The sequence below is a fragment of the Polaromonas sp. CT11-55 genome (genome assembly GCF_047303325.1).
Classification (GTDB): Bacteria; Pseudomonadota; Gammaproteobacteria; order Burkholderiales; family Burkholderiaceae_C; genus Polaromonas.
On the sequence record NZ_JBKBEX010000034.1, the window covers coordinates 1 to 22,024 of the forward strand.

At 66.5% G+C, this 22,024-nt stretch carries 18 protein-coding genes; 15 read left to right on the forward strand and 3 right to left on the reverse strand.

Annotated elements, in window-relative coordinates; all coding sequences use genetic code 11:
• Positions 1-26: 26 nt before the first annotated feature.
• The 4 genes from ACEN8I_RS22005 (at position 27) to ACEN8I_RS22020 (ending at position 3,232) form a co-directional block, all read left to right on the forward strand.
• The gene (locus tag ACEN8I_RS22005) at positions 27-479 is read left to right on the forward strand and encodes an ArsI/CadI family heavy metal resistance metalloenzyme (protein ID WP_413330742.1); all 453 of its coding nucleotides are present in this window, start codon (positions 27-29) and stop codon (positions 477-479) included.
• Positions 473-1,183: an aquaporin gene (locus tag ACEN8I_RS22010; RefSeq protein WP_413330783.1), complete on the forward strand. Its 711-nt coding sequence runs from the start codon at positions 473-475 to the stop codon at positions 1,181-1,183. The genes ACEN8I_RS22005 and ACEN8I_RS22010 overlap by 7 nt, the downstream gene beginning before the upstream one ends.
• Before the next feature lie 32 nt (positions 1,184-1,215).
• Positions 1,216-2,418, forward strand: a complete 1,203-nt coding sequence (locus tag ACEN8I_RS22015) for an MFS transporter (RefSeq protein ID WP_413330743.1) — start codon at positions 1,216-1,218, stop codon at positions 2,416-2,418.
• A gap of 94 nt (positions 2,419-2,512) precedes the next feature.
• Positions 2,513-3,232, forward strand: a complete 720-nt coding sequence (locus ACEN8I_RS22020) for a TetR/AcrR family transcriptional regulator (protein WP_413330744.1) — start codon at positions 2,513-2,515, stop codon at positions 3,230-3,232.
• A 4-nt stretch (positions 3,233-3,236) separates the two neighbouring features.
• On the opposite strand, the gene ACEN8I_RS22025 is transcribed toward ACEN8I_RS22020, so the two are convergent.
• The 3 genes from ACEN8I_RS22025 to ACEN8I_RS22035 are packed head-to-tail and all read right to left on the reverse strand — an operon-like array spanning position 3,237 to position 5,637.
• A complete protein-coding gene (locus ACEN8I_RS22025) occupies positions 3,237-3,758 on the reverse strand; it encodes a GNAT family N-acetyltransferase (protein WP_413330745.1) in 522 nt (173 codons plus the stop codon).
• Positions 3,759-3,784: 26 nt separating this feature from the next.
• The gene (locus tag ACEN8I_RS22030; RefSeq protein ID WP_413330746.1) at positions 3,785-4,621 is read right to left on the reverse strand and encodes an amidohydrolase family protein; all 837 of its coding nucleotides are present in this window, start codon (positions 4,619-4,621) and stop codon (positions 3,785-3,787) included.
• On the reverse strand, positions 4,618-5,637 hold the full coding sequence (locus tag ACEN8I_RS22035; RefSeq protein ID WP_413330747.1) for an aldo/keto reductase: 1,020 nt from the start codon (positions 5,635-5,637) through the stop codon (positions 4,618-4,620). The genes ACEN8I_RS22030 and ACEN8I_RS22035 overlap by 4 nt, the downstream gene beginning before the upstream one ends.
• Before the next feature lie 129 nt (positions 5,638-5,766).
• Between ACEN8I_RS22035 and ACEN8I_RS22040 the strand changes: the two genes are divergently transcribed.
• The 11 genes from ACEN8I_RS22040 to ACEN8I_RS22090 all read left to right on the forward strand — a co-directional run bounded on the left by ACEN8I_RS22040 (position 5,767) and on the right by ACEN8I_RS22090 (position 22,021).
• Positions 5,767-6,213 carry an RbsD/FucU family protein gene (locus ACEN8I_RS22040; protein ID WP_413330748.1) on the forward strand — a complete coding sequence of 149 codons (447 nt, stop codon included), beginning with the start codon at positions 5,767-5,769 and terminating at the stop codon, positions 6,211-6,213.
• A gap of 4 nt (positions 6,214-6,217) precedes the next feature.
• On the forward strand, positions 6,218-6,934 hold the full coding sequence (locus ACEN8I_RS22045) for a GntR family transcriptional regulator (protein WP_413330749.1): 717 nt from the start codon (positions 6,218-6,220) through the stop codon (positions 6,932-6,934).
• On the forward strand, positions 6,931-7,863 hold the full coding sequence (locus ACEN8I_RS22050; RefSeq protein WP_413330750.1) for a dihydrodipicolinate synthase family protein: 933 nt from the start codon (positions 6,931-6,933) through the stop codon (positions 7,861-7,863). The genes ACEN8I_RS22045 and ACEN8I_RS22050 overlap by 4 nt, the downstream gene beginning before the upstream one ends.
• A 61-nt stretch (positions 7,864-7,924) precedes the next feature.
• Positions 7,925-8,947, forward strand: coding sequence for a sialic acid TRAP transporter substrate-binding protein SiaP (locus ACEN8I_RS22055; RefSeq protein WP_413330751.1), 1,023 nt, complete (start codon positions 7,925-7,927; stop codon positions 8,945-8,947).
• Between the two features lie 26 nt (positions 8,948-8,973).
• Positions 8,974-9,453, forward strand: a complete 480-nt coding sequence (locus tag ACEN8I_RS22060; RefSeq protein ID WP_413330752.1) for a TRAP transporter small permease — start codon at positions 8,974-8,976, stop codon at positions 9,451-9,453.
• The gene (locus ACEN8I_RS22065; RefSeq protein WP_413330753.1) at positions 9,450-10,748 is read left to right on the forward strand and encodes a TRAP transporter large permease; all 1,299 of its coding nucleotides are present in this window, start codon (positions 9,450-9,452) and stop codon (positions 10,746-10,748) included. The genes ACEN8I_RS22060 and ACEN8I_RS22065 overlap by 4 nt, the downstream gene beginning before the upstream one ends.
• Positions 10,749-11,663: a ribokinase gene (locus ACEN8I_RS22070; protein ID WP_413330754.1), complete on the forward strand. Its 915-nt coding sequence runs from the start codon at positions 10,749-10,751 to the stop codon at positions 11,661-11,663.
• Between the two features lie 242 nt (positions 11,664-11,905).
• Positions 11,906-13,459 (forward strand): efflux RND transporter periplasmic adaptor subunit, encoded by a 1,554-nt coding sequence (locus ACEN8I_RS22075; RefSeq protein ID WP_413330784.1) that lies wholly within the window; start codon positions 11,906-11,908, stop codon positions 13,457-13,459.
• A 12-nt stretch (positions 13,460-13,471) separates the two neighbouring features.
• On the forward strand, positions 13,472-16,561 hold the full coding sequence (locus tag ACEN8I_RS22080; protein WP_413330755.1) for an efflux RND transporter permease subunit: 3,090 nt from the start codon (positions 13,472-13,474) through the stop codon (positions 16,559-16,561).
• 673 nt (positions 16,562-17,234) lie between these two features.
• Positions 17,235-20,579 (forward strand): efflux RND transporter permease subunit, encoded by a 3,345-nt coding sequence (locus ACEN8I_RS22085; RefSeq protein ID WP_413330756.1) that lies wholly within the window; start codon positions 17,235-17,237, stop codon positions 20,577-20,579.
• 11 nt (positions 20,580-20,590) lie between these two features.
• Positions 20,591-22,021 carry an efflux transporter outer membrane subunit gene (locus tag ACEN8I_RS22090; RefSeq protein ID WP_413330757.1) on the forward strand — a complete coding sequence of 477 codons (1,431 nt, stop codon included), beginning with the start codon at positions 20,591-20,593 and terminating at the stop codon, positions 22,019-22,021.
• The last annotated feature ends 3 nt before the right edge of the window (positions 22,022-22,024 follow it).

Below are 22,024 nucleotides of genomic sequence, written 5' to 3' on the forward strand. Positions count from 1 at the left end.
CACCCCCACCACCCCAGGAGAGCCCCATGAAACGCTTCCATGTACACGTCCACGTGAAGGACCTCGAAAAAAACATCGCCTTTTATTCAGCCATGTTCGACCAGCAGCCCGCGCGCACCGAAGCCGACTACGCCAAGTGGATGCTGAGCGACCCGCCGGTCAACTTCGCGATCTCCACACGCGGTGATGCGCCCGGCGTCGACCACCTGGGCATACAGGTCGACCATGCGGAAGAACTTGAAGCCCTCAAGGCCAACGCGACCCGCGCCGACATGACGCTGCTCGACGAAGGCCCCACCACCTGCTGCTATGCCCGCAGCGACAAATACTGGCTCACCGACCCGCAAGGCATTGCCTGGGAACAATTCCACACGCTGGGCAGCATTCCGGTGTTCAGTGAGACGAAGCCGGCCGCCGCTTCGGCCTGCTGCGCCGCAGCGAACAGCAAAACATCGGGCGCGGCTGCGGCGTGCTGTTAAAGCCTGCAACGGCCGCCCAAGGCCAGGAGCCCCGCCTCACACACCAGCTTGTCGCCGAGTTTGTGGGCACAGCCGCCCTGCTCTGCGCCGTCATAGGCTCGGGCATCATGGCCGAGCGGCTTTCGGCCGGCAACATGGGCGTGGCCCTGCTGGCCAATACGCTGGCCACCGTGTTCGCGCTTTATGTGCTGATTGAATTGCTGGGCCCGGTCAGCGGCGCGCACTTCAACCCGCTGGTGACCCTGGTGCTCGGGCCCAAAACCGCGGCCTCCGGCAAGCGCACGCGAAGAACTCTTCTCTTTATCACCTGCCAGTTGCTGGGCGCGGTCGCGGGCGCCTGGCTGGCCCATGCGATGTTTGACATGAGCGTGCTGCAGTTCAGCGGCAAGATTCGCAGCGGTGCCGGCCAGTGGCTGGCCGAGGCCGTCGCGACCGCCGGGCTGATCCTCGTCGTACTGCGCGCGCCCGCGGCCAAGGCGCCGGCCATGGTCGCCTGCTACATAGGCGCAGCCTACTGGTTCACCGCGAGCACCTCTTTCGCCAACCCGGCGGCCGTGCTGGGTCGCATGTTCTCGGACAGCTTTGCCGGCATCGCACCGGCCAGCGCCCCCGGCTTTGTGCTGGCCCAGGCAGCAGGTGCGTTGGTGGGTGTCGCGCTGCATCAGGCGCTGGGCGGGTCGCAAGCAAGCGCCGGCAAAGGCTGAGGCCCACGGCCTTTCTTGCTACCCTTGCAGCCGTGAGTCGAACAAGCAGCCGCACCGCCACCATCGTCCAGCTGGGCATTGCCCAAACCCTGGCCTGGGCCTCCAGCTACTACCTGCCCGCCATCCTGGCCGTACCCATGGCGCGCGAGCTGGGCGTCAGCACACCCACGGTGTTTGCCGCCTTTTCGGCCGCGCTGGTAGTCTCCGCCCTGCTGGGGCCGGCCGCAGGCAAGGCAATAGACCGCCATGGCGGCCGGCCGGTGCTCAGCGCCAACAGCTTTGTGTTTGCCGCCGGCCTGGCCGTGCTGGCAGTGGCGCAGGGGCCGGTGGGCCTGTTCGCCGGCTGGGTGATCCTGGGCGTGGCCATGGCCGCGGGCCTTTACGAAGCGGGCTTTGCCGCGCTGGTGCACCTGTACGGCAGGGATGCGCGCGGAGCCATCACCGGCATCACACTGTTCGCCGGCTTTGCCAGCACCGTGGGCTGGCCGCTGTCGGCCTGGCTGGAGCTTGAATGGGGCTGGCGCGCCACCTGCCTGGCCTGGGCGGCGCTGCACCTGTTGCTGGGCCTGCCGCTGAACTGGCGCTTGCCGGCTTCACCTGCCGCAGCCGTTCCGACTGAAGCCCATGCAAGCATGGCCCAAACCGAAGCGGCTGCGCCCGCCGCATCCGGCAGCGGCACACGCACGGCGGTGCTGCTGGCGCTGGTGTTTGCCGTGACCTGGTTCATCAGCACGGCCATGGCCTCGCATTTGCCGCGCCTCTTGCAAGCCCATGGGGTGCCGCTGGCCACCGCGCTGGTGTTTGCCGGCCTCGTCGGCCCCGCGCAGGTCGCCGGCCGGCTGCTCGAATACGGCCTGCTGCGCAACATCCACCCGCTGGTCTCGGCGCGCGTGGCCGGCAGCCTGCACACGCTGGGCGCGGCGGCTTTCCTGTTTTTCGGCGTGCCGGCCGGCGCGGTATTTACGCTGCTGCACGGCGCCGGCAACGGCGTGCTGACGATTGCCAAAGGCACGCTGCCGCTGGTGCTGTTCAGCGTGCGCGACTACGGCGCGCGCCAGGGCCTCTTGATGGTGCCGGCGCGCTTTGCGCAGGCGACCGCGCCCTGGCTGTTCGGCCTGGCGATTGACCGCTTCGGCGCAGGGGCGCTGTGGTTTTCAGCGGCGCTGGGGCTGCTGGCTTTTGCGGCCTTGATGCTCTTGCACGATCCGTCCGCGACCGCCCGGCGCCGGGATTGAGCTGCGTGCAAGCTCGCCCAGCTGGAAGCTGGACAGTGCTTTTTGTGATTAAACACCGTTTAACCAACTTCGCAAGGCGTTAAAGTGTTCCTCAATGGTCAAACCTTCCAAAACCAGCAGCCCCGGCAAACCTGGCCGTGCGCGCACGGTGCAGCAGCCTTCTATGGCCCGGGACGTTCGCCGGCAGGCCCTGACGGATGTCCGGCGCTCCCTGGTGCTCGATGCGGCGCGCGCCGTTTTCTTCGAGCATGGGCTCGAAGGCACCAGCATCCGTGAGATCGCCCAACGCGCAGGCTATACGCCGGGCGCGATCTACAGCTACTTCGCGAGCAAGGAAGAGGTTTATGCGGCCCTGCTCGGCGAATCGCTGGAGCGCCTGAACGAGAGGGTCCAGGGCGCACGCGCGCAATCCCATGGCGAAGCGGCGGCTGCGGGCCGCGCCACGGCGACCGCGTTTTTTGATTTCTACCGGGACAACCCGCGCGACCTGGACCTCGGTTTCTACCTGTTCCAGGGCATGCAGCCGCGGGGGCTGGCACCCGAGCTGGATGAGCACCTGAAGCAGCGGCTGCGCGATGCGCTGCTGCCCACCCAGGAGGCGCTTGAAGCGCTTGGCATGCCCGACGGCGAGGCGCTTGCCGAAATCACGGCCCTGTTCACGCACACGGTTGGGCTGCTGGTGCTCAGCCACACAGGGCAGATACGCATGTTCAAACAAGCGTCCCGGGACCTGTTTGAAAGCTACCTGGAGCGCCTGGTCGCGCGCGCCACAGCTTCTTCTCGCGGTACAGGCTCAAAACAGCCCAAGGCTTGAGCGCTCAGTCCAGCCACTTCTGGAAAAACCGCGCCTGACCCATGGCCGGGTCCAGCTGGTAACCACCAAAGCCCACGCGCTCGTACAGCTTGACCGCGCCCAGGTTGCCCTGCAGTACTTCCAGCGTCAGCTTGCAGGCGCCGCGCTCGCGCGCGATCTCATCCACCAGTGCCAGCATTTTTTCGGCAATGCGCCGGCCGCGGTGGCCGGGCAGCACGGCCACGTCGTGGATGTTGACCAGCGGACGGCAGGCAAAAGTGGAAAAGCCTTCGATGCAGTTGACCAGGCCCACGGCCTCGTCGCCGTCAAACGCGAGCACGCTGAAGGCCTGCGGTCGCGCCGCGAGTTCCTTCACGAGGTGGGTTTTGGCGAAATCACTGAGCGGCTTGCCGCCACCGGCCGGGTCCCGCGCATAGCTGTCCAACAGCTGCACGAGGGCGCGCGCGTGCACCGGGTCGGCATAGTCGGCGCGGCAGACGCGCAGGGAAGAAGGGGAAGGAGAAAGGGAGGTGGTGGCTTCGGTCATCAGGCGATTTTAGGAAAGCCTTGCCTCTAAGGCGGCTCAAGCCGGTAAAGCCTTATGGCATTGCCGCCCATCACCGCCGCCTGGCTTTCAGCGCCCAGGCCCTCGAGCAACTGCCGTGACGCGGCCCACCAAAGCGCGTAGGGAGCGGCCAGCTCCAGCACCGGCCAGTCGCTGCCCCAGACGACACGGTCCGCGCCAAAACTTTGCAGCACATGCTCGGCCCAGCGCCGCACCGCGCCCGGCGCGGGGCGCGGACCGGCTTCGGTCAGCAGGCCCGAGAGTTTGCACATGGCCTGCGTTTCATTTGCGATGCGCGCCATGCCATCGGCCCAGGGCTGCCACTGGCCGGCCGCGATATCGGGCTTGGCGCCGTGGTCTATCACCATGCGCAGTTCGGGGTGGCGGGCTGCCAGGGTGAGGATGTGCGGCAGGTGCACGGGCTTGACCAGCGCGTCGAATACCAGGCCGCACTCAGCCATGGCGCGCAAGGCCGGGGCTAGCGTCGGCTGCAATATCCATTCGGGATCGGCGATGTCCTGCAGCATGGGCCGCAAGCCTTTGAGCCGCGGGTGCCGCGCCAGCGCCTCTATGCGGCGCGGCGCGTCGGCCGCCAGCATGTCGACCCAGCCGACCACGCCCAGCACCGCCGGGTTGGCGTCGGCCTGCTCCAGCAGGAACTGCGTTTCCGCCTCGGTGGGCGCGGCCTGCACCAGCACGCCGCCACTCACGCCATGCGGCCGCGACTGCGCCTGCCAGTCGGCCACGGCCACGTCGCGGTAAATCGGCGCCAGCGCCGGCGTGAGCCAGCCATAGTCGCCGCGCGCCAGATCCCAGCAGTGAAAGTGCGCATCGATGATCTTCATGGTGTGGGCGCCTCCCCGGGCAGAAGGCCCTGGGCGCGCAAATCCGCCCAGAAGGCCGCGGGAATCGGGTGCCGCATCATGGCCACCCCATCAGCCCACTCGGCGACCCGGCGCGCGCCCAGCATCACGATGTCGACGGCCTGATGGGCCAGCGGGAACTGCAGCGCCGCCGCGCGCAACGGCACGCCGTGCGCGGCGCAAACCGACTCGATGCGGGCCGTGCGCTCCAGCCATTCGCGGGCGGCCGGCGCGTAGTTGAAGCGGGCCTTGCCGCCGCGCGCGCCGGTCGCCAGGATGCCCGAATTGAACACGCCGCCCAGCGCGATGCGCACACCGCGCGCCGCGCACTGCGGCAGCAGCGCCGGCAGCGCGCTGTGGTCCAGCAGGCTGTAGCGCCCGGCCAGCATCAGCACATCCAGCCCGGCTTCGCGCAGCACCTGCAGCACCACCTCCACATCGTTGGTGCCCAGACCGATGGCGCGTATCAGCCCTTCATGCTTCATCGCGCGCAGCGTGGGCAGGGTTTCATCCAGCACCTGGCGCAGCACGGCGGGCGCGCGCTCGCCGTGCGAGGCCGCGTCCGGGTCGTGCACATAGACCACGTCCAGCCGCGGCAGGCCCAGGCGCTGCAGGCTGTCTTCTACGCTGCGGCGGGTGCCCGCGGCGCTGAAGTCCCACACCTGGTTAAAGGGCAGGATGTCCACATAACTGTGCTGGGCGCGCGCCGCATTTGCGTCTGGCACCAGCAGCCGGCCTACCTTGCTCGACAGCACATAGCTGTCCCGCGGGTGGCCGCGCAGCGCGTCGCCCAGCCGCCGCTCCGACAGGCCGTGGCCGTAATGCGGCGCGGTGTCGAAAGTGCGGCAGCCGTCGGCCCAGGCCGCATCGACCAGCGTCCTGGCCTCGGCATCGCTCACGGCGGCAAACAGGTTGCCTAGCGGCGCGCCGCCCAGGCCCAGCCGCAGGCCGCTTTCTTTACAGGCGGAAAACACAGGAGCCATGTCCAAAGTCGTCATGTCAAAGCCGGTTCAGGGTTAATCCCAATAAAAGTTCAGTCATGTTATGACTAACATGTCAGTGATCGACAGCGGGAAATCCCGAGGTTTTCAAAAAACCCCGGCTTCCCCGCCAATGCCGCTTCTACCATGCTCAAGAACATTCCATCGCTGCTCACGCCCGACGCCCTGCATGCCCTGGCCAGCATGGGCCATGGCGATGACGTGGCGATTGTGGACGCGAACTTCCCGGCCGCGCAGGTGGCCCGCAAAAGCGGCGCCCGGCTGGTGCACCTGGCGGGTGTGACCGCACCGCAGGCGCTGGCCGCGGTGCTGCGCTTGCTGCCGCTGGACGAATATGTGACCGACGCCGCCTGGACCATGCAGGTGGTGGGCGACCCCGAGGCCGTTCCCCCGCCGGTGGCCGAATTTACGACCGTGCTGCACCAGGCCGGTGAGCGCCCGGCCGCCTCGCTGGAGCGCTTTGCGTTCTACGAACACGCGCAATCGGCCTTTCTGATCCTGCAGACGGGCGAGCAGCGCAAGTACGGCAACATCCTGCTGCGCAAGGGTGTCATCGCGAGCGACCACGCCTGATCCCATGAGCAGCGCCGCACACCCGTCGAACACCCCTCCCATCAGCCTGCGCGCCCAGGCCTATGAGAGCTTTCAGCAACAGATCGTCGACGCCAACATACGTCCCGGGCAATTTGTCTCGCAGCGCGAACTCATGCAGCTGCTGGGCATGCCGCTGGGCGCGGTGCGCGAACTGATCCCGCGGCTGGAAGCCGAGGGCCTGGTCAAGACCGTGCCGCAACGCGGCCTGCAGGTGGCCCATGTGGACCTCAAGCTGATCAACAACGCCTTCCAGCTGCGCGGCCTGCTCGAGCGCGAGGCCGCCAGCCGCTTTGTCACCACGGTGTCCGACGCCGACCTGGCCGCCATCGAACAGGCACACCTCAACATCGTCAGGCGCGCGCGCAAGAAAGCCATCGACGATGCGCTGCTCGAAGACGCCACCACGGTCGACTGGGGCTTGCACGACTTGATGATCGACGCCTTGGGAAACGAGCTGATTTCCGAGGTCTACCGCATCAACAGCCTGCGGGTGCGCCTGATCAAGCTCGAAGCCTCATCCCTTTCCCCGGATGTGCTGATTCCCGCGATGGAAGAGCACCTCTGGTTCATCGATGCCCTCAAGCGGCGCGACCCGCAAGCCGTGGTCGACCGCCTGGGCCATCACATCGAGAGCGCGCATAAACGCGTGCTCGGCCTGCCGCGGCCCGCAATGCCGTGGTCCCTGGAGATCCCTGAATGACGAGTTCCTTTCCCGCCGCCGAAAAATCCTTTCGCGGCATCTGGCCCGCCCTGCTGACGCCGCTCACGGCCGGCCTGGACATAGACCACGCCAAGTTCGCCGCCCACTGCAAGGCGCTGATCGCCAGCGGCTGCCCCGGCGTGACGGCTTTCGGCACCACGGGCGAAGGCCCGTCCTTTTCGCTGGCCGAACGCAAGGAAGCGATCGAGCAGCTCATCAAGAACGGCATTCCCGCCAGGCAGATCATGGTCTCGACCAGCTGCGCCGCCCTGCCCGAAACCCTGGAGCTCACGCGCCATGCCGTGAAAGCCGGCGTGCACGGCTGCCTGATGCTGCCGCCGTTTTTCCTCAAGGGCGTGTCCGACCAGGGCATCATCGACAGCTACCGCTATGTCATCGACGGCATGGCCGGCACCCCTTTCAAGCTCTACCTGTACCACATCCCCCAGGTCACGGGTGTGCCGCTGTCGCACCACGTGATCGCCACGCTCAAGAAGCAATACCCGGACACCATCGTCGGCATCAAGGACAGCGCCTGCAGCACCGAACACTCGGTGGGCCTGGCCAATGCCTTCATGAAGGACATGACGGTTTACGTCGGTTTTGAACCGGACTTGCCCGAGATGGGCAAGCGCGGCAGCACCGGCGCCATCAGCGGCGTGGCCAACTTCATGCCGCGCCTGGTCAAGCGCCTGGTGACCGAACCCGCGGCACCGGCCACGCCCGCCGAACGCGAGCGCGTGATCAAGCTCATAAGCCTGCTGGACGGCTATTCACTGATGCCGGCGCTCAAAGGCATCATGGCCATGCTGAGCGGCGACCCGAGCTGGCTACGCGTGCGCGCGCCGCTGGTGGCCTTGACGGATACCGAATACAAGGCGCTGGAAAAAACCATCACCGCTTTCGGGATTGATACAAAATCCGAGTGACTGCCGAACGCCGACCCGGGGCATGAGCCCAACAACGATTGACCTAAAAAAGGAGACAACCATGAAGACTTCCACCATCCTCTCGTCCACCCTTCGCCGCACTCTTTTAGCCGCGGCTTCCGCCACCCTGCTGATGGGCGCGCTGCTGCCCGCGGCCCAGGCCCAGAACAAGATGGTGCTGCGCGTATCCACCCCGGCCGTGCCCGACGACTGGCACGCCAAGATGTGGACGGTCTTCAAGGACAACCTCGAAAAAAGCGCGCCCGGCGAATTCGACGTGCAGATCAACCTGAACGCCTCGCTGTTCAAGCAGGGCACCGAGCCCACCGCCATGGCGCGCGGCAACCTCGAGCTCTCCTCCATCTCGGCCTTCGACATCGCCAAGCTGGTGCCCGAGTTCTCCATCTTCACCGCCGGCTACATCGTGCGCGACCCGGACCACCAGCAAAAGGTGTTCTCCGGCCCCATAGGCACCGAGATGTTCAAGACTGTCTCGGAGAAGATGGAAGTCACGCCGCTGTCCACCGTCTACCTCGGCACGCGCCAGGTCAACCTGCGCGAGGCCCACAACGTCAAGGTGCCGGCCGACCTCAAGGGCATCAAGCTGCGCATGCCCGGCTCCAAGGAATGGCTGTTCCTCGGCGAGGCGCTGGGCGCCACACCCACGCCGCTGGCTTTCGGCGAGGTCTACCTGGGCCTGAAGACCGGCACCATCGACGGCCAGGACAATCCCCTGCCCTCGGTGCGCGCCGCCAAGTTCTATGAAGTCACCAAACAGATCGTCATGACCAGCCACCTGGTGGACGGCATCTTCATCTCGATTTCCAACAAGGCCTGGAACGCCATGAGCCCGGCGCAAAAGACCAAGGTCAAGGCCGCGGCACAGGCGGCAGCCGTCTACAACAACGAAAACCGCATCAAGGAAGAAGGCCAGCTGGTCGACTTCTTCAAGAAGGAAGGCCTGCAGGTCACCACACCCGACGTGGACGCCTTCCGCAAGACAGTGCAGACCACCTATTTGAACTCCGAGTACGCCAAGGTCTGGCCCAAGGGCCTGCTTGAGCGCATCAACGCGACCAAATAAGTCCCGCGGCAAACACCACAACGCCCATGAAAAGCTGGCCCCAAAAAGCCGCCAACCTGATTGGCGGCGGACTCTTCCTGACCCTGTTCATCGTGTTCGTGATCCAGATCACGGCGCGTTTTTTCTTCGGCAAGCCTTTGGCCTGGACGGATGAAGCGGCCGTGATCCTCTATGTCTGGGTCATTCTGTGGGCCGCCGCCGTGGTGGTGCCCGAGCGTGAGCATGTGGTCTTTGACCTGCTGTGGAACAACGCGCCCTACCGTGTCCGCCAGGCTATGGCCATTGTCGGCAACCTGCTGATCGGCGGCCTTGCGGCCTGGGGCATCCCGGGCTGCTGGGATTACGTGCACTTCATGGCCCGCGAGGGAACGCCCGTGCTGGGCGTGTCCTTCCAATGGGTCTTCATGCCTTTTGTGCTGCTGCTTGCCGCCGTGGCGGTTCGCTCGGCCTGGGCGATCTGGAATGCGATCCTTGGCAAGGGTCTTGAAGCGGAGCTGCGCATATGACAAGCGGAATCTGGATATTGGTTGGGGTGCTGGCGGGCGGCATGCTGCTGCGCATGCCCATCGGTTTTTCGATGATCGCGGCCGGCATAGGCTACCTCGTGGCCAAGGGCCAGGACGTGGGCCTGGTGGCTGAGCAGATCGGCAACGGCCTTTACAACAGCTATGTGCTGCTGGCCGTGCCGCTGTTTGTGTTCGCCGCCAACATCATGAACGCGGGCACGGTCAGCGAGCGAATTTTTGACTTCTGCCGCATCCTGGTGGGCCGCATGCGCGGCGGGCTGGCGCAGGTGGACATCCTGGTCAGCGTGATCTTCTCGGGCATGAGCGGCAGCGCCATCGCCGACGCCGCCGGCCCCGGCTTGGTCACGATCCGCCAGATGCTCAAGAAGCCCGAGTACACGCGCGGCTTTGCCGGTGCCGTGGTGGTGGCCAGCGCCACGCTGGGGCCCATCATTCCGCCGTCCATCCCCATGGTGATTTACGCGCTGGTCTCGGGCGCCTCGGTGGGCGCGCTGTTCCTGGGCGGCGTGGTGCCGGGCTTTCTGATGGCCGGCCTCATGATGGGCGTGGTCGCGGTCATCGCCAAGAAGCGCAACATGCCGCGCGACGAACCCGTGCCGCGCTCGGAATGGGCAGGCCTGATCTTTCGCGGCGCGCTGCCGCTGTCCATGCCCATCGTGCTGCTGGGCGGCATCTACTCGGGCATCTTCACGCCGACCGAAGCGGCCGCCGTGGCGGCGCTGCATGCGCTCATCCTCGCGGCCCTGGTGTTCCGGGCCCTGACCTGGCGCAGCTTCTGGGGCGTGGTGATGGAATCCACGCGCGCCAGCGCGGTGATCACCATGATCCTGGCCGGCTCCTTCATGCTCAACTATGCCTTCACCGCCGAAGGCGTGCCGCAGTCCATGGCCATGTGGGTCGACAGCATGCATTTCTCGCAGATCGGCTTTTTGCTGATGGTGAACGTCATGTTCCTGGTGCTGGGCTGCTTCCTGGACGTCTCGGTGCTGCTGCTGGTCTTTGTGCCCATGCTGCTGCCGGCGGCCAAGCTGCTGGGCGTGGACCTGGTGCACTTCGGCGTGCTGGTGGTGCTCAACATGATGATCGGCCTGATCCACCCGCCCTTCGGCATGCTGCTGTTCGTGACCAAGGCGCTGACCGGCATCCCCATCGGCGAGATGATGAAGGAAGGCTGGCCTTTCCTGGTCATGCTCCTGCTGCTCTTGCTGGCCATGACCTGCTTTCCACAGATCGTCTTGTGGCTCCCTCAAACCATGGGCTACGGAGCCAAGTAAATGACTGTGGCAGATGTCGTCTGCGTCGCAAGCTGGAACGCCGACCTGATCTCCAAGGTAGCGCGCCCGATTGCCCGCGGCGAGACACTGATGGCCGGCGACTTCAGCATCAGCCCGGGCGGCAAGGGCAGCAATGCCGCGGTGGCCGCCGCGCGCCAGGGCGCGCGCGTGGCGCTGCTGGCCCGCATAGGCGACGACGACTTCGGCCGCATGGGCATGGATCTCTGGCATGCCGAAGGCATCAACACCACACATGTCGAGCAGGTGGCCGGCGAGCGCAGCGGCGTCGCGCAAATCCTGGTCTATGAAGACGGCGACAACAGCATTGCCGTTTATCCCGGCGCCGGCAGCGGCCTGGGCGCGCGCCATGCGCAGGCCGCAGCCGCGCTGCTCGCGGGCTGCCGCGTCGTGATGGCTTCCTGCGAGGTGCCGGCCGAGGCCACCCTGCAAGCCTTTCAGCTGGCCCGTGCCGCCGGCGCGCTGACCGTGCTCAATCCCGCGCCCGCGCGGCCGCTGGGCGACGAGATGCTCGCCCTGGTCGACGTGCTCACGCCCAACGAGAGCGAACTCCTTTTATTGGCCGGCGAGACGCATGCCGGCTCGACCGACCAGGCCGCCGCGCGCTTGCTGGAGCGCGGCGCCCGCGCCGTGCTGGTCACGCTGGGCGCGGCCGGTTGCCGCCTCTACCAGGCCAGCCAGGCGCCGCAATCCATACCAGGCCGGCCCATGGCCGTGCGCGACACCATAGGCGCGGGCGACACCTTCACCGGCGCGCTGGCGGCCGCACTGGCACGCGGTGAAGCACTGCCCGCCGCCATGCAATGGGCCAATGCGGCGGCCGCGCTTTCGGTGACGCGCCACGGCGCCATAGACGGCATTCCGCAGCTGGCGGATGTGGCCGCGCTCCTCGGCTGAAACCACCGCGGCCTTTTTCACGTCCTTTTTCACGGCCTTTTTGCCCGTCACCGTGTAGGGCCAAGGCCGCTTTACCGGATATTTACGCGCCTCTTTCGGGCCGTATACCTGCGCCCTCAGGCTAGCAGTGATAATTCCTGAGCGCTGTATGAACAGGCCTTCAGGGCTTGGCGAACAGCCCCATCCAACACAAAAAAATGCCGCATCCACCCGTGGGCGCGGCGGGCACCCAAGGACAGCCGATGGACCCGAAAGCCGAAACGCCGCAGACCGGCGCGCAAACCCCTCCCCGCAAGCGCATCAGCCGCCGCGCGTCCATCCTCGGCAGCGTGATCGCCGTGATCGTCCTGGCCGGCACAGGCTGGCTGGCCTGGCATTTGACTCATCCCTCCGCCGACGCCGCTGGTGGCGGTTTTGCCGGCGGCCGGCGAGGCGCGCCGGCCACCACGGTCGGCGTGGCCACCGCCGAACGCGCCAGCATCCCGATTGTTCTTGAGGCCCTGGGCACCGTCACGCCGCAGGCCAGCGTCAGGGTAACGCCCCAGGTCTCGGGCGTCATGCAAAAAGTGCTGTTCAAGGAAGGCCAGATGGTCAAGGCCGGCGAGCTGCTGGCCACCATAGACCCGCGCCAGTTTGAAATGGCGCTGATGCAGGCCAGCGGCCAGCGCCAGCGCGACGAGGCCCAGCTCGACAGCGCGCGCGTGCAGCTGCAGCGCTACAGGACATTGCTGGAGCAGGACTCCATCGCCCGCCAGGACGTCGACACCCAGGCAGCGCTGGTCAAGCAGCTCGAAGGCACGGTCGTCGTCGACAAGGCCAATGAGGGCACGGCCCGGCTCAACCTCGGCTACACGCGTGTGGTCGCGCCCGTGAGCGGCCGCGTCGGCCTGCGCAACGTGGATGTGGGCAATGTGGTGAGCGGCGGCGATGCCAACGGCATCGCGCTGATCACCCAGGTCACGCCCATAGACGTCGTTTTCGCGATTCCGCAGGACCAGGTCGGCGAACTGCAGCAGAACGCCGCCAAGGGCATCGCCATGCAGGTCACCGCACTCGACAGGACGCGTGCCGTCACCCTGGACACCGGCAGTTTCGCCTCGCTGGACAACCAGGTCGACATCACCACCGGCACCGTCAAGGCCAAGGCCCGCTTTGCCAACAGCGAGCTCAAGCTCTACCCCAGCCAGTTCGTCAACGTGCGCCTGCAGGTGCGCACCATCGACAACGCCATCGTGGTGCCGGTGACGGCCCTGCGCATGGGCAGCAACGGCGAGTATGTTTATGTGGTCAACGCCAAGGAGCGCACCGTGTCGCTCAGGCCCGTCAAGCGCGGCCAGGCCACCGTCGACAAGGTTGTGATCGTCTCCGGCCTGGAGGTGGGCGAGCGCGTCATCACCGAAGGCGCGGACCGGCTCAAGGACGGCGCGTCCGTGGTCCTGCCCGGCGATCCGCCCGGCGGCGGCGGGCGCGGCCCCGGCGGCGGCGGCGGCAAGCGGCAACGCGGCGCGGCTTCCGCACCGGGCTCGGGCTCTTCCGCACCGGCCCCTTCGGCACCGGCATCTTCGGGGCCCTCCTCTTCTTCGCCTGCGGCAAGTGCCCCAACCGCCGCCTCCGCTGAAGGCCCGACCCCGGAACAGCGCAAGCGCATGCTGGACCAGGTCAAGGACGACCCGGAAGCCCTGGAACGCCGCCAGCGCTTTCTCGCGGCCATCGACGCCGGCGACCCCGCGGCGCTCGAACGCTGGCGCAGTATGAGGGAAAGACGCCAGGGCGGCGGGTCGCGCAGTGAAAAATAGGGATCTCGCCGCATGAGTCCCTCACGCCCGTTTATCCTGCGCCCGGTCGCCACCTCGCTGCTGATGGTGGCCATCGTGCTGGCCGGCCTCGTGGGTTTCAGGTTTTTGCCGCTGTCGGCCCTGCCGCAGGTCGACTACCCGACCATCCAGGTGCAGACGCTTTACCCCGGCGCCAGCCCCGAGGTCATGGCCCAGACCGTGACCGCTCCGCTGGAGCGCCAGTTCGGCCAGATGTCCGGGCTGCAGCGCTTGAGCTCCACCAGCGCGGCCGGCGTCTCCATCGTCACGCTGCAGTTCGGCCTGGGGCTGACGCTGGACGTTGCCGAGCAGGAAGTGCAGGCCGCCATCAACGCCGGTGGCTCGCTGCTGCCCGCCGACCTGCCCGCGCCGCCCGTGTATGCCAAGGTGAATCCGGCCGATGCGCCGGTGCTCACGCTGGCCATCACCTCCGACACGCTGCCGCTCACCGAGGTGCAGAACATCGTCAACACGCGCCTGGCGCTCAAGATCAGCCAGGTCAACGGCGTGGGCCTGGTCTCGCTGAGCGGCGGGCAGCGCCCCGCCGTGCGCATACAGGCTGACACGCGCGCCCTGGCCTCCTACGGCTTGGGCCTGGACTCGCTGCGTACCGCGATCAGCGCCGCCAATGCCAACGGCGCCAAGGGCAGCATTGACGGGCCGACACGCTCGTACTCCATCAACTCCAACGACCAGCTGGTTGCCGCCAGCGACTACCAGCGTCTCGTCATCGCCTACCGCAACGGTGCGGCGATTCGCGTTTCCGACGTCGCGCAAGTGGTCGACAGCGCAGAAAACATCAAGCTGGGCGCCTGGTCCGGCATGAAGCCGGCCATCATCCTCAACGTGCAGCGCCAGCCCGGCGCCAACGTGATCGCCACGGTGGACGCCATCAAGGCCCGCCTGCCCGAGCTGCAGGCCGGCCTGCCCACCGCGCTGCAGGTTGACGTGCTGAGCGACCGCACCACCGGCATACGCGCCTCGGTGCTGCATGTCGAAATCGAACTGGTGCTGGCCGTGCTGCTGGTGGTGCTGGTGATCTTTGCGTTTTTGCACAGCCTGCGCGCCACCGTGATCGCCAGCCTGGCCGTGCCGATCTCGCTGGTCGGCACCTGCGGCGCCATGTACCTGCTGGGCTACAGCCTGAACAACCTGAGCCTGATGGCCCTGACGATCGCCACCGGCTTTGTGGTCGACGACGCCATCGTGATGATCGAAAACATCTCGCGCTACATCGAGGAAGGCGAGGCGCCCATGGCCGCCGCCCTCAAGGGCGCGACGCAGATTGGCTTCACCATCATCTCGCTGACGGTCTCGCTGATTGCGGTGCTGATCCCGCTGCTCTTCATGGGCGACGTGGTGGGGCGGCTGTTCCGCGAGTTCGCCGTCACGCTGGCCATCACCATCCTGATCTCCGCGGTGGTCTCTCTGACCCTGGTGCCCATGATGTCGGCACGCTGGCTCACGCGCCACCCAGAAGGCGAGGTCGAAGGCGGTAGGTTCGGCCAGTGGATGCAGCGCTTTTTCGACAAGGTCATCCACCACTACGACCGCTGGCTCACCTGGGTGCTCAGGCGCCAGGGCCTGACCCTGCTGGTGGCGCTGGCCACCCTGCTGCTCACGGTACTGTTGTATGTGCTGATCCCCAAGGGCCTGTTCCCCACGCAGGACACCGGCCAGTTGCAGGCCCGCATCGAGACCGCGCAGTCGGTGTCCTATGCCCGCATGGCCGGGCTGCAGCAGGCGGCGGCCAAGGCCATCCTTGAGGACCCGGACGTTGAAACGCTGAGCTCCTTCATAGGCGTGGACGCGGCCAACAACACCATGCTGCACACCGGCCGCATGCTGATCAACCTCAAGTCCAGCCGCAGCGGCAGCCAGCAGGAGACCATGGACAGGCTCAAGGAGCGCGTCGGCAAGGTGGCTGGCGTGACACTCTATTTGCAGCCCACGCAGGACTTGACGATTGACGCCGAGACCGGCCCCACGCAGTTCCGCGTCTCGCTCGAAGGCTCGGACAACGCCACCGTGGTGCTCTGGGCCAACAAGCTGGCCGAACGCATGCGCCAGCTCGATGGCGTACGCAACGTGGCGTCGGACGCCGGCTCCAGCGGCACCTCGGCCTATATCAACGTGGACCGCGACACCGCCTCGCGCCTGGCGGTCACCACCTCGGCTATCGACGACGCGCTGTACAGCGCCTTCGGCCAGCGCATCGTCTCCACCATCTTCACCGAGACCAACCAGTACCGCGTGATCCTCGAAGCCATGCCCGACCCGCTGGCCACACCCGCCTCGCTGGGCGCGCTGCGGCTCAAGACCAGCTCGGGCAGCACCACGCCGCTGTCGGCGATCGCCACCATACGCGAGCAGCCCGCGCCGCTGCAGATCACCCGCGTGGCCCAGTACCCGGCCACGACCCTGGGCTTTGACACCGCGCCCGGCGTCTCCCTGGGCCGCGCCGTCGACGAGATCCGCCAAGCCGCCAAGGACGTTGGCCTGCCCGGCAGCGTGACCCTGAGCTTCCTCGGCGCCGCCGGCGCCTACCAGGCCTCGCTGTCCAACCAGCTGTGGTTGATCCTGGCGGCCGTGATCTGCGTCTACATCGTGCTGGGCGTGCTCTACGAAAGCTATATCCACCCGCTGACGATCCTCTCCACCCTGCCCTCGGCCGGCGTGGGCGCGCTGCTGGCCCTCATGCTCAGCGGCTCCGACCTGGGGGTCATAGGCATCATAGGCATCATCCTGCTGATAGGCATCGTGAAGAAAAACGCCATCATGATGATCGACTTCGCCATCGACGCCGAACGCAACGAAGGCAAGTCCCCCCAGGAAGCGATTCACCAGGCGGCCCTGCTGCGCTTCCGCCCCATCCTCATGACAACGCTGGCCGCGCTCTTCGCCGCTGTGCCGCTGATGCTGGGGTTTGGTGAAGGGGCTGAGTTGCGGCAGCCGCTGGGGTTGTCGATTTTTGGCGGGTTGATCGTCAGCCAGATGCTCACGCTGTTTACGACTCCCGTCATCTATCTTGGGTTTGATCGTCTGGGGCGCAGGTTTGGGCGAAAGAAAGAGGTTCTTGTATGAGGGCCTTTCCCTCAATCTCCCGCTTTCAAGATTCTGGTTCTCTGCTGACGGCTGCTGGCCGGGGGTTGCCCGGCGGCAACTCACTTTTCTTTGCTTCGCCAAAGAAAAGTAAGCAAAAGAAAGGCGACCCTGGTTCCTGCGTCCCCTGCGCTTCGCTCCGGGGCAACCTGCGGTGCTCGGTCCAGACGGGGTCAAAAACAACTCGCTTCGCTCAAACAAGTTTTTGCCCTGATCCGTCTGGCCCTGCGCTCCTCGGCGCATCCACAAGGGGGTGGGGACAAAAATACCAAACAGCCGAATACCAATACCGAATACCTGAAGAAACAAGGACACGCCTTGGCGTGTCCTTGTTTGTCTTTGTCCCCGCTCCCGATTGCCCCGTCCTGGCTGGGCCGAGGAGCGCAGAGACAAGCGGATCAGGGCCGGCGTTGTCTGAGCGAAGCGAGTTTAGCCGGACCCCGCTTGGCTCGAGCACCGCAGGTTGCCCCGGAGCGCAGCGCAGGGGACCCAGACTGCGGGTCGCCTTTCTTTTGGGTACTTTTCTTTGGCGAAGCAAAGAAAAGTGCCTCGCCCGCCGGGGCGAGACCCGGCCAACTGAACTTAGAAGAGCGCGCCCCGCCGGGACAAGAACCGGCAGCAGCAAGCTCAGCAAGGGCGGGGGAGGAACCACCCCATGAACCTCTCCGAGCCTTTTGTCCGCCGCCCGGTAGCAACAGTCCTATTAACCATAGGGCTGTGCCTAGCCGGCATAGGCGCCTTCTTCGTCTTACCGGTGTCGCCACTTCCGCAAGTCGACTTCCCGGTGATCTCGGTCAGCGCCACCTTGCCGGGCGCCAGCCCCTCGACCATGGCCAGCAGCGTGGCGACGCCGCTGGAGCGGCGCCTGGGGATTATCGCGGGTGTCAATGAAATGACCTCCTCGAGCGGCAGCGGCTCGACGCGCATCAGCCTGCAGTTCGACCTCAACCGCAAGATCGATTCGGCCGCGCGCGAGGTACAAGCCGCCATCAATGCCTCGCGGGCCGACCTGCCGGCCAGCCTGCGCAGCAACCCAACTTACCGCAAGGCCAACCCGGCCTCGGCGCCCATCATCATCCTGGCGCTGACCTCCAAGACGCGTTCGCCGGGCCAGATTTACGACGAAGTCTCCAACCTCGTGCAGCAAAAAATCGCCCAGGTGCCGGGCGTGGGCGACGTTGAACTGGGCGGCGGCTCGCTGCCCGCCGTGCGGGTGGAGCTCAACCCCTTCGCGCTGAACCGCTACGGCGTGGCCGCCGAAGACGTGCGCGCGGCGCTGCAGGCTTCCAACGCCAACCGGCCGCGCGGCGCGATTGAAGGCAACGGCCAGCGATTCCAGATCTACAGCGGCTCCAGCACCGCGAGCGGCGGGCGCCGCGCCGCCGACTACCAGGACCTGATCGTCGCCTGGCGCAACAACGCAGCGATACGCCTGCGCGACGTGGCCGAGGTGCAGGACGGCGTGGAGAACACCAACACGCTGGGCCTGTTCAACGGCGAGCCGGCCGTGATCGTGCTGGTCACGCGCCAGCCGGCCGCCAACGTGATCGAAACCGTGGATGGCGTGCGCGACCTGCTACCGGAGCTGCAGGCCCAGCTGCCGCAGGACGTGCGCCTGCAGGTCGCCTCCGACAGCACCAACTCGATACGCTCCTCGCTGCATGAAATCGAGCTCACGCTGATCATCTCCATCGTGCTGGTGGTGCTGGTCGTCAGCGCCTTTTTGCGCAGCGCGCGCGCCACCATCATCCCGGCGGTGGCCACGGTGGCCTCACTGCTGGGCACCTTCGGCGTGATGTACTTGATGGGTTTTTCCCTCAACAACCTGAGCCTGATGGCACTCACGGTGGCCACCGGCTTTGTGGTCGACGACGCCATCGTGGTGCTGGAGAACACCAGCCGCCATATCGAGGCTGGCATGGATCGCTTCAAGGCTGCGCTGCTGGGCGCGCGCGAGGTGGGCTTTACCGTGCTGTCCATCAGCCTGTCGCTGGTGGCGGTGTTCATCCCCCTGCTCTTCATGGGCGGGCAGATAGGCCGGCTGTTCCGCGAATTCGCCGTCACGCTGTCGGCCGCCGTGCTGATCTCGCTGCTGATCTCGCTGACCACCACGCCCATGATGTGCGCCTGGCTGCTCAAGCCCGACGCGCACAGCAAGCCGCCTGGCCGCATTGCGCGCTGGTTTGAGCGCGCCTTCCAGCGTGTGCACCGCAGCTATGAGACCAGCCTGGACTGGGCGCTGCACAGCAAGCTGCTGGTGATGCTGATCCTGGCGACGGTGGTGGGCCTGAACGTCTACCTTTACGTGAAAGCGCCCAAAGGCTTTTTCCCGCAGCAGGACACCGGCCAGATCAACGGCGGCCTGCGCGCCGACCGCAGCATCTCCTTCCAGGCGCTGCAGGGCAAGCTCAAACAGCTGGTCGACATCATCCGCGCCGACCCGGCGGTGGACACCGTGGTCGGCTTTACCGGCGGCTCGCGCGCCGGCGGCGGCTTTATGTTCATCAACCTCAAACCGGTCGGCCAGCGCAAGGAAGGCGGCCAGGCCGTGATCACGCGCCTGCGCCCGCAACTGGCGCAGGTGACGGGCGTGAGCCTCTTCCTCAACACCGTGCAGGACCTGCGCGGCGGCGGGCGCCAGACCAATTCAACCTACCAGTACACGCTCAAGAGCGATAACGCGGCCGACCTGAGCCAGTGGGCCACGCGCCTGGCCGAGCGCATGAAAACCCAGGAAGCGCTGACCGACGTGGATACCGACCAGCAGGAAAACGGCGTGGAAACCATGGTCACCGTCGACAAGGAAAGCGCCGCGCGCCTGGGCATCAGCTCGCGCGACGTGGACAATGCGCTCTACGACGGCTTCGGCCAGCGACAGGTCGCCACGATTTACGCCGAACTCAACCAGTACCACGTGATCATGGAGGTCGCGCCGCGCTACACGCGCAGCCCCGAGTCACTGAAAGACATTTATGTGCCGGCCAAAAATGCCGGAGGCGGGACGGGCACTACCACCAGTACCGGTACCAGTACGACAAGCACCACGGCGGCCGCCACCAGGTCCACTGCAGGCACAGCCGCCAGCACGGGCACATCCGGCAGTTCGGCCGCCACCACAAGCAGCACAACAAGCAGCACCACGCCCACCATCAGTGCCAATCCCGGCTTGCGCGATTCCTCGAGCGGCAATGTGCTGAGCACCGCGCCCAGCACCATGGTGCCGCTGTCGGCGATCGCGCGTTTCAGCGAGAACCCGACGGCCGCCTCCATCAGCCATGAGGACGGCGAACTCTCGACCACCATCTCCTACAACCTGGCCGAGGGCTTCACGCTCAGCGACGCCGAGGCGGCCGTGCGCCAGTCCGAAGCCGACATACGCTTGCCCACCAATGTGCGCGGCAGTTTTTCCGGCACGGCGCTCAGCGCCCAGCAATCGCAGGGCCAGCAGCCGCTGCTGATCCTTGCCGCGCTGGTGGTGATCTACATCGTGCTGGGCATCCTCTACGAAAGCCTGATCCACCCCATCACCGTGCTCTCCACCCTGCCCTCGGCCGGCGTGGGCGCGGTGCTGGCGCTGCTGATGTTCAAGCTCGACTTTTCCATCATCGCGCTGATAGGCATCTTTTTGCTGATAGGCATCGTCAAGAAAAACGCCATCCTGATCATCGACTTCGCGCTCGAGGCCGAACGCGCGCGCGGCATTTCGGCGCTGGAAGCGGTGCGTGAAGCCTGTCTGCTGCGTTTTCGCCCCATCCTGATGACCACGCTGGCCGCCATCCTGGGCGCGCTGCCGCTGGCGATCGGCTTCGGCGAAGGCGCCGAGTTGCGCCGGCCGCTGGGCATCGCCATCATCGGCGGGCTGATCGCCAGCCAGCTGCTCACGCTGCTGACCACACCCGTCGTCTATGTGCTGATGGACAAACTGCGCCGCCGCAGCCCTCTTGAGCGCCAGCTCAGCCGCCATCCTGGCGAAACCGATGCGGCGCCGCAAGCGCAATGATGGACAAGACTATGACGAACCTCTCCCACACTCCCCGCTTTGAACGCCGGCTTGTTGCAGCCGCCCTGCTGGCCCTGCTCGCCACCGGCTGCGCCGTCGGCCCCGACTACAAGCGGCCCACCGCCGCCGAAGTGAGCAATTTCAAGGAAGCCGAAGGCTGGGTACCGGCCGCGCCGGCCGATGCGCTGGAGCGCGGCCCGTGGTGGAGCCTCTTCAAGGACCCGGTGCTGGACCAGCTGCAGTCGCGCGTCGACGTCTCCAACCAGAACGTCGCGGTGGCCGTGGCCACCTATGCCCAGGCGCGCGCGCTGGTGCGCGAGCAGCGCGCCTCGCTGTTTCCCACGGTCACGCTGGATGCAGGCGCAACGCGTTCGCGCTCCAGCGGCAACGTCACGACGGGCAGCACCGGCCGCGTCGGCAACAACTACCAGCTCAGCATAGGCGGCAGCTGGGAGCCCGACGTCTGGGGCCGGCTGGGCCGCGCGGTGGACAGCGCCACGGCCGGCGAACAGGCCAGCGCCGCCGATCTGGCCTCGGCCAAGCTCTCGGCCCAGGGCGAGCTCGCTGCCAATTATTTTTCGCTGCGCCAGACCGATGCGCAAAAGGCCTTGCTGGAAACCACGCTGGCCGGCTACCAGCGCGCGCTCGAAATCACGCAAAACCGCTACAAGGCCGGCATCGCCGCCAAGACCGACGTGTTGCAGGCGCAAACCCAGCTCGCCAATGCCCAGGCCGACAACGCCGGCCTGGTGCGACAGCGCGCCCAGCTTGAACACGCGATCGCCGTGCTGGTCGGCGAAGCGCCCGCCAATTTCAGCCTGCCGCCCGCCACCTGGAACCCGCTGGTGCCCGAAGTGCCGCTGGGCGTGCCTTCAGCCCTGCTGCAGCGCCGGCCCGACATTGCCGCGGCCGAACGCCGCGTGGCTTCGGCCAATGAACAGATAGGCATCGCCAAAAGCGCCTACTTTCCCAGCCTGTCGCTCAGCGCCTCGGCCGGCACCGGCGCCAGCCGCGTGGCCGATTTGTTCAAAGCCTCAAGCAGCGTCTGGTCCCTGGGTCTCTCAGCCGCGCAGCTGATTTTTGACGCCGGCGCCACCGGTGCCCGCGTGGACGGTGCACGCGCCGCGCACGAACAGGCCGTGGCCCGCTACCGCCAGACCGTGCTGGTCGCCTTCCAGGACGTGGAAGACCAGCTCTCCGCCACCCGCGTGCTGCAAACCCAACAAGAATTGCGCCGCCAGGCCTCGGAAGCCGCCGACCAGGTCGAGCAGCAAGTGCTCAACCGTTACCGCAGCGGCCAGGTCGGCTACACCGAAGTCATCACCGCCCAGGCCACTGCGCTGAGCGCGCGCCGGGCCCTGGTGCAGGCCATGGCCGACCGGCAGACCACAGCCGTGGCGCTGATCCAGTCGCTGGGTGGGGGCTGGCAGGCCCAGCCATAAGGC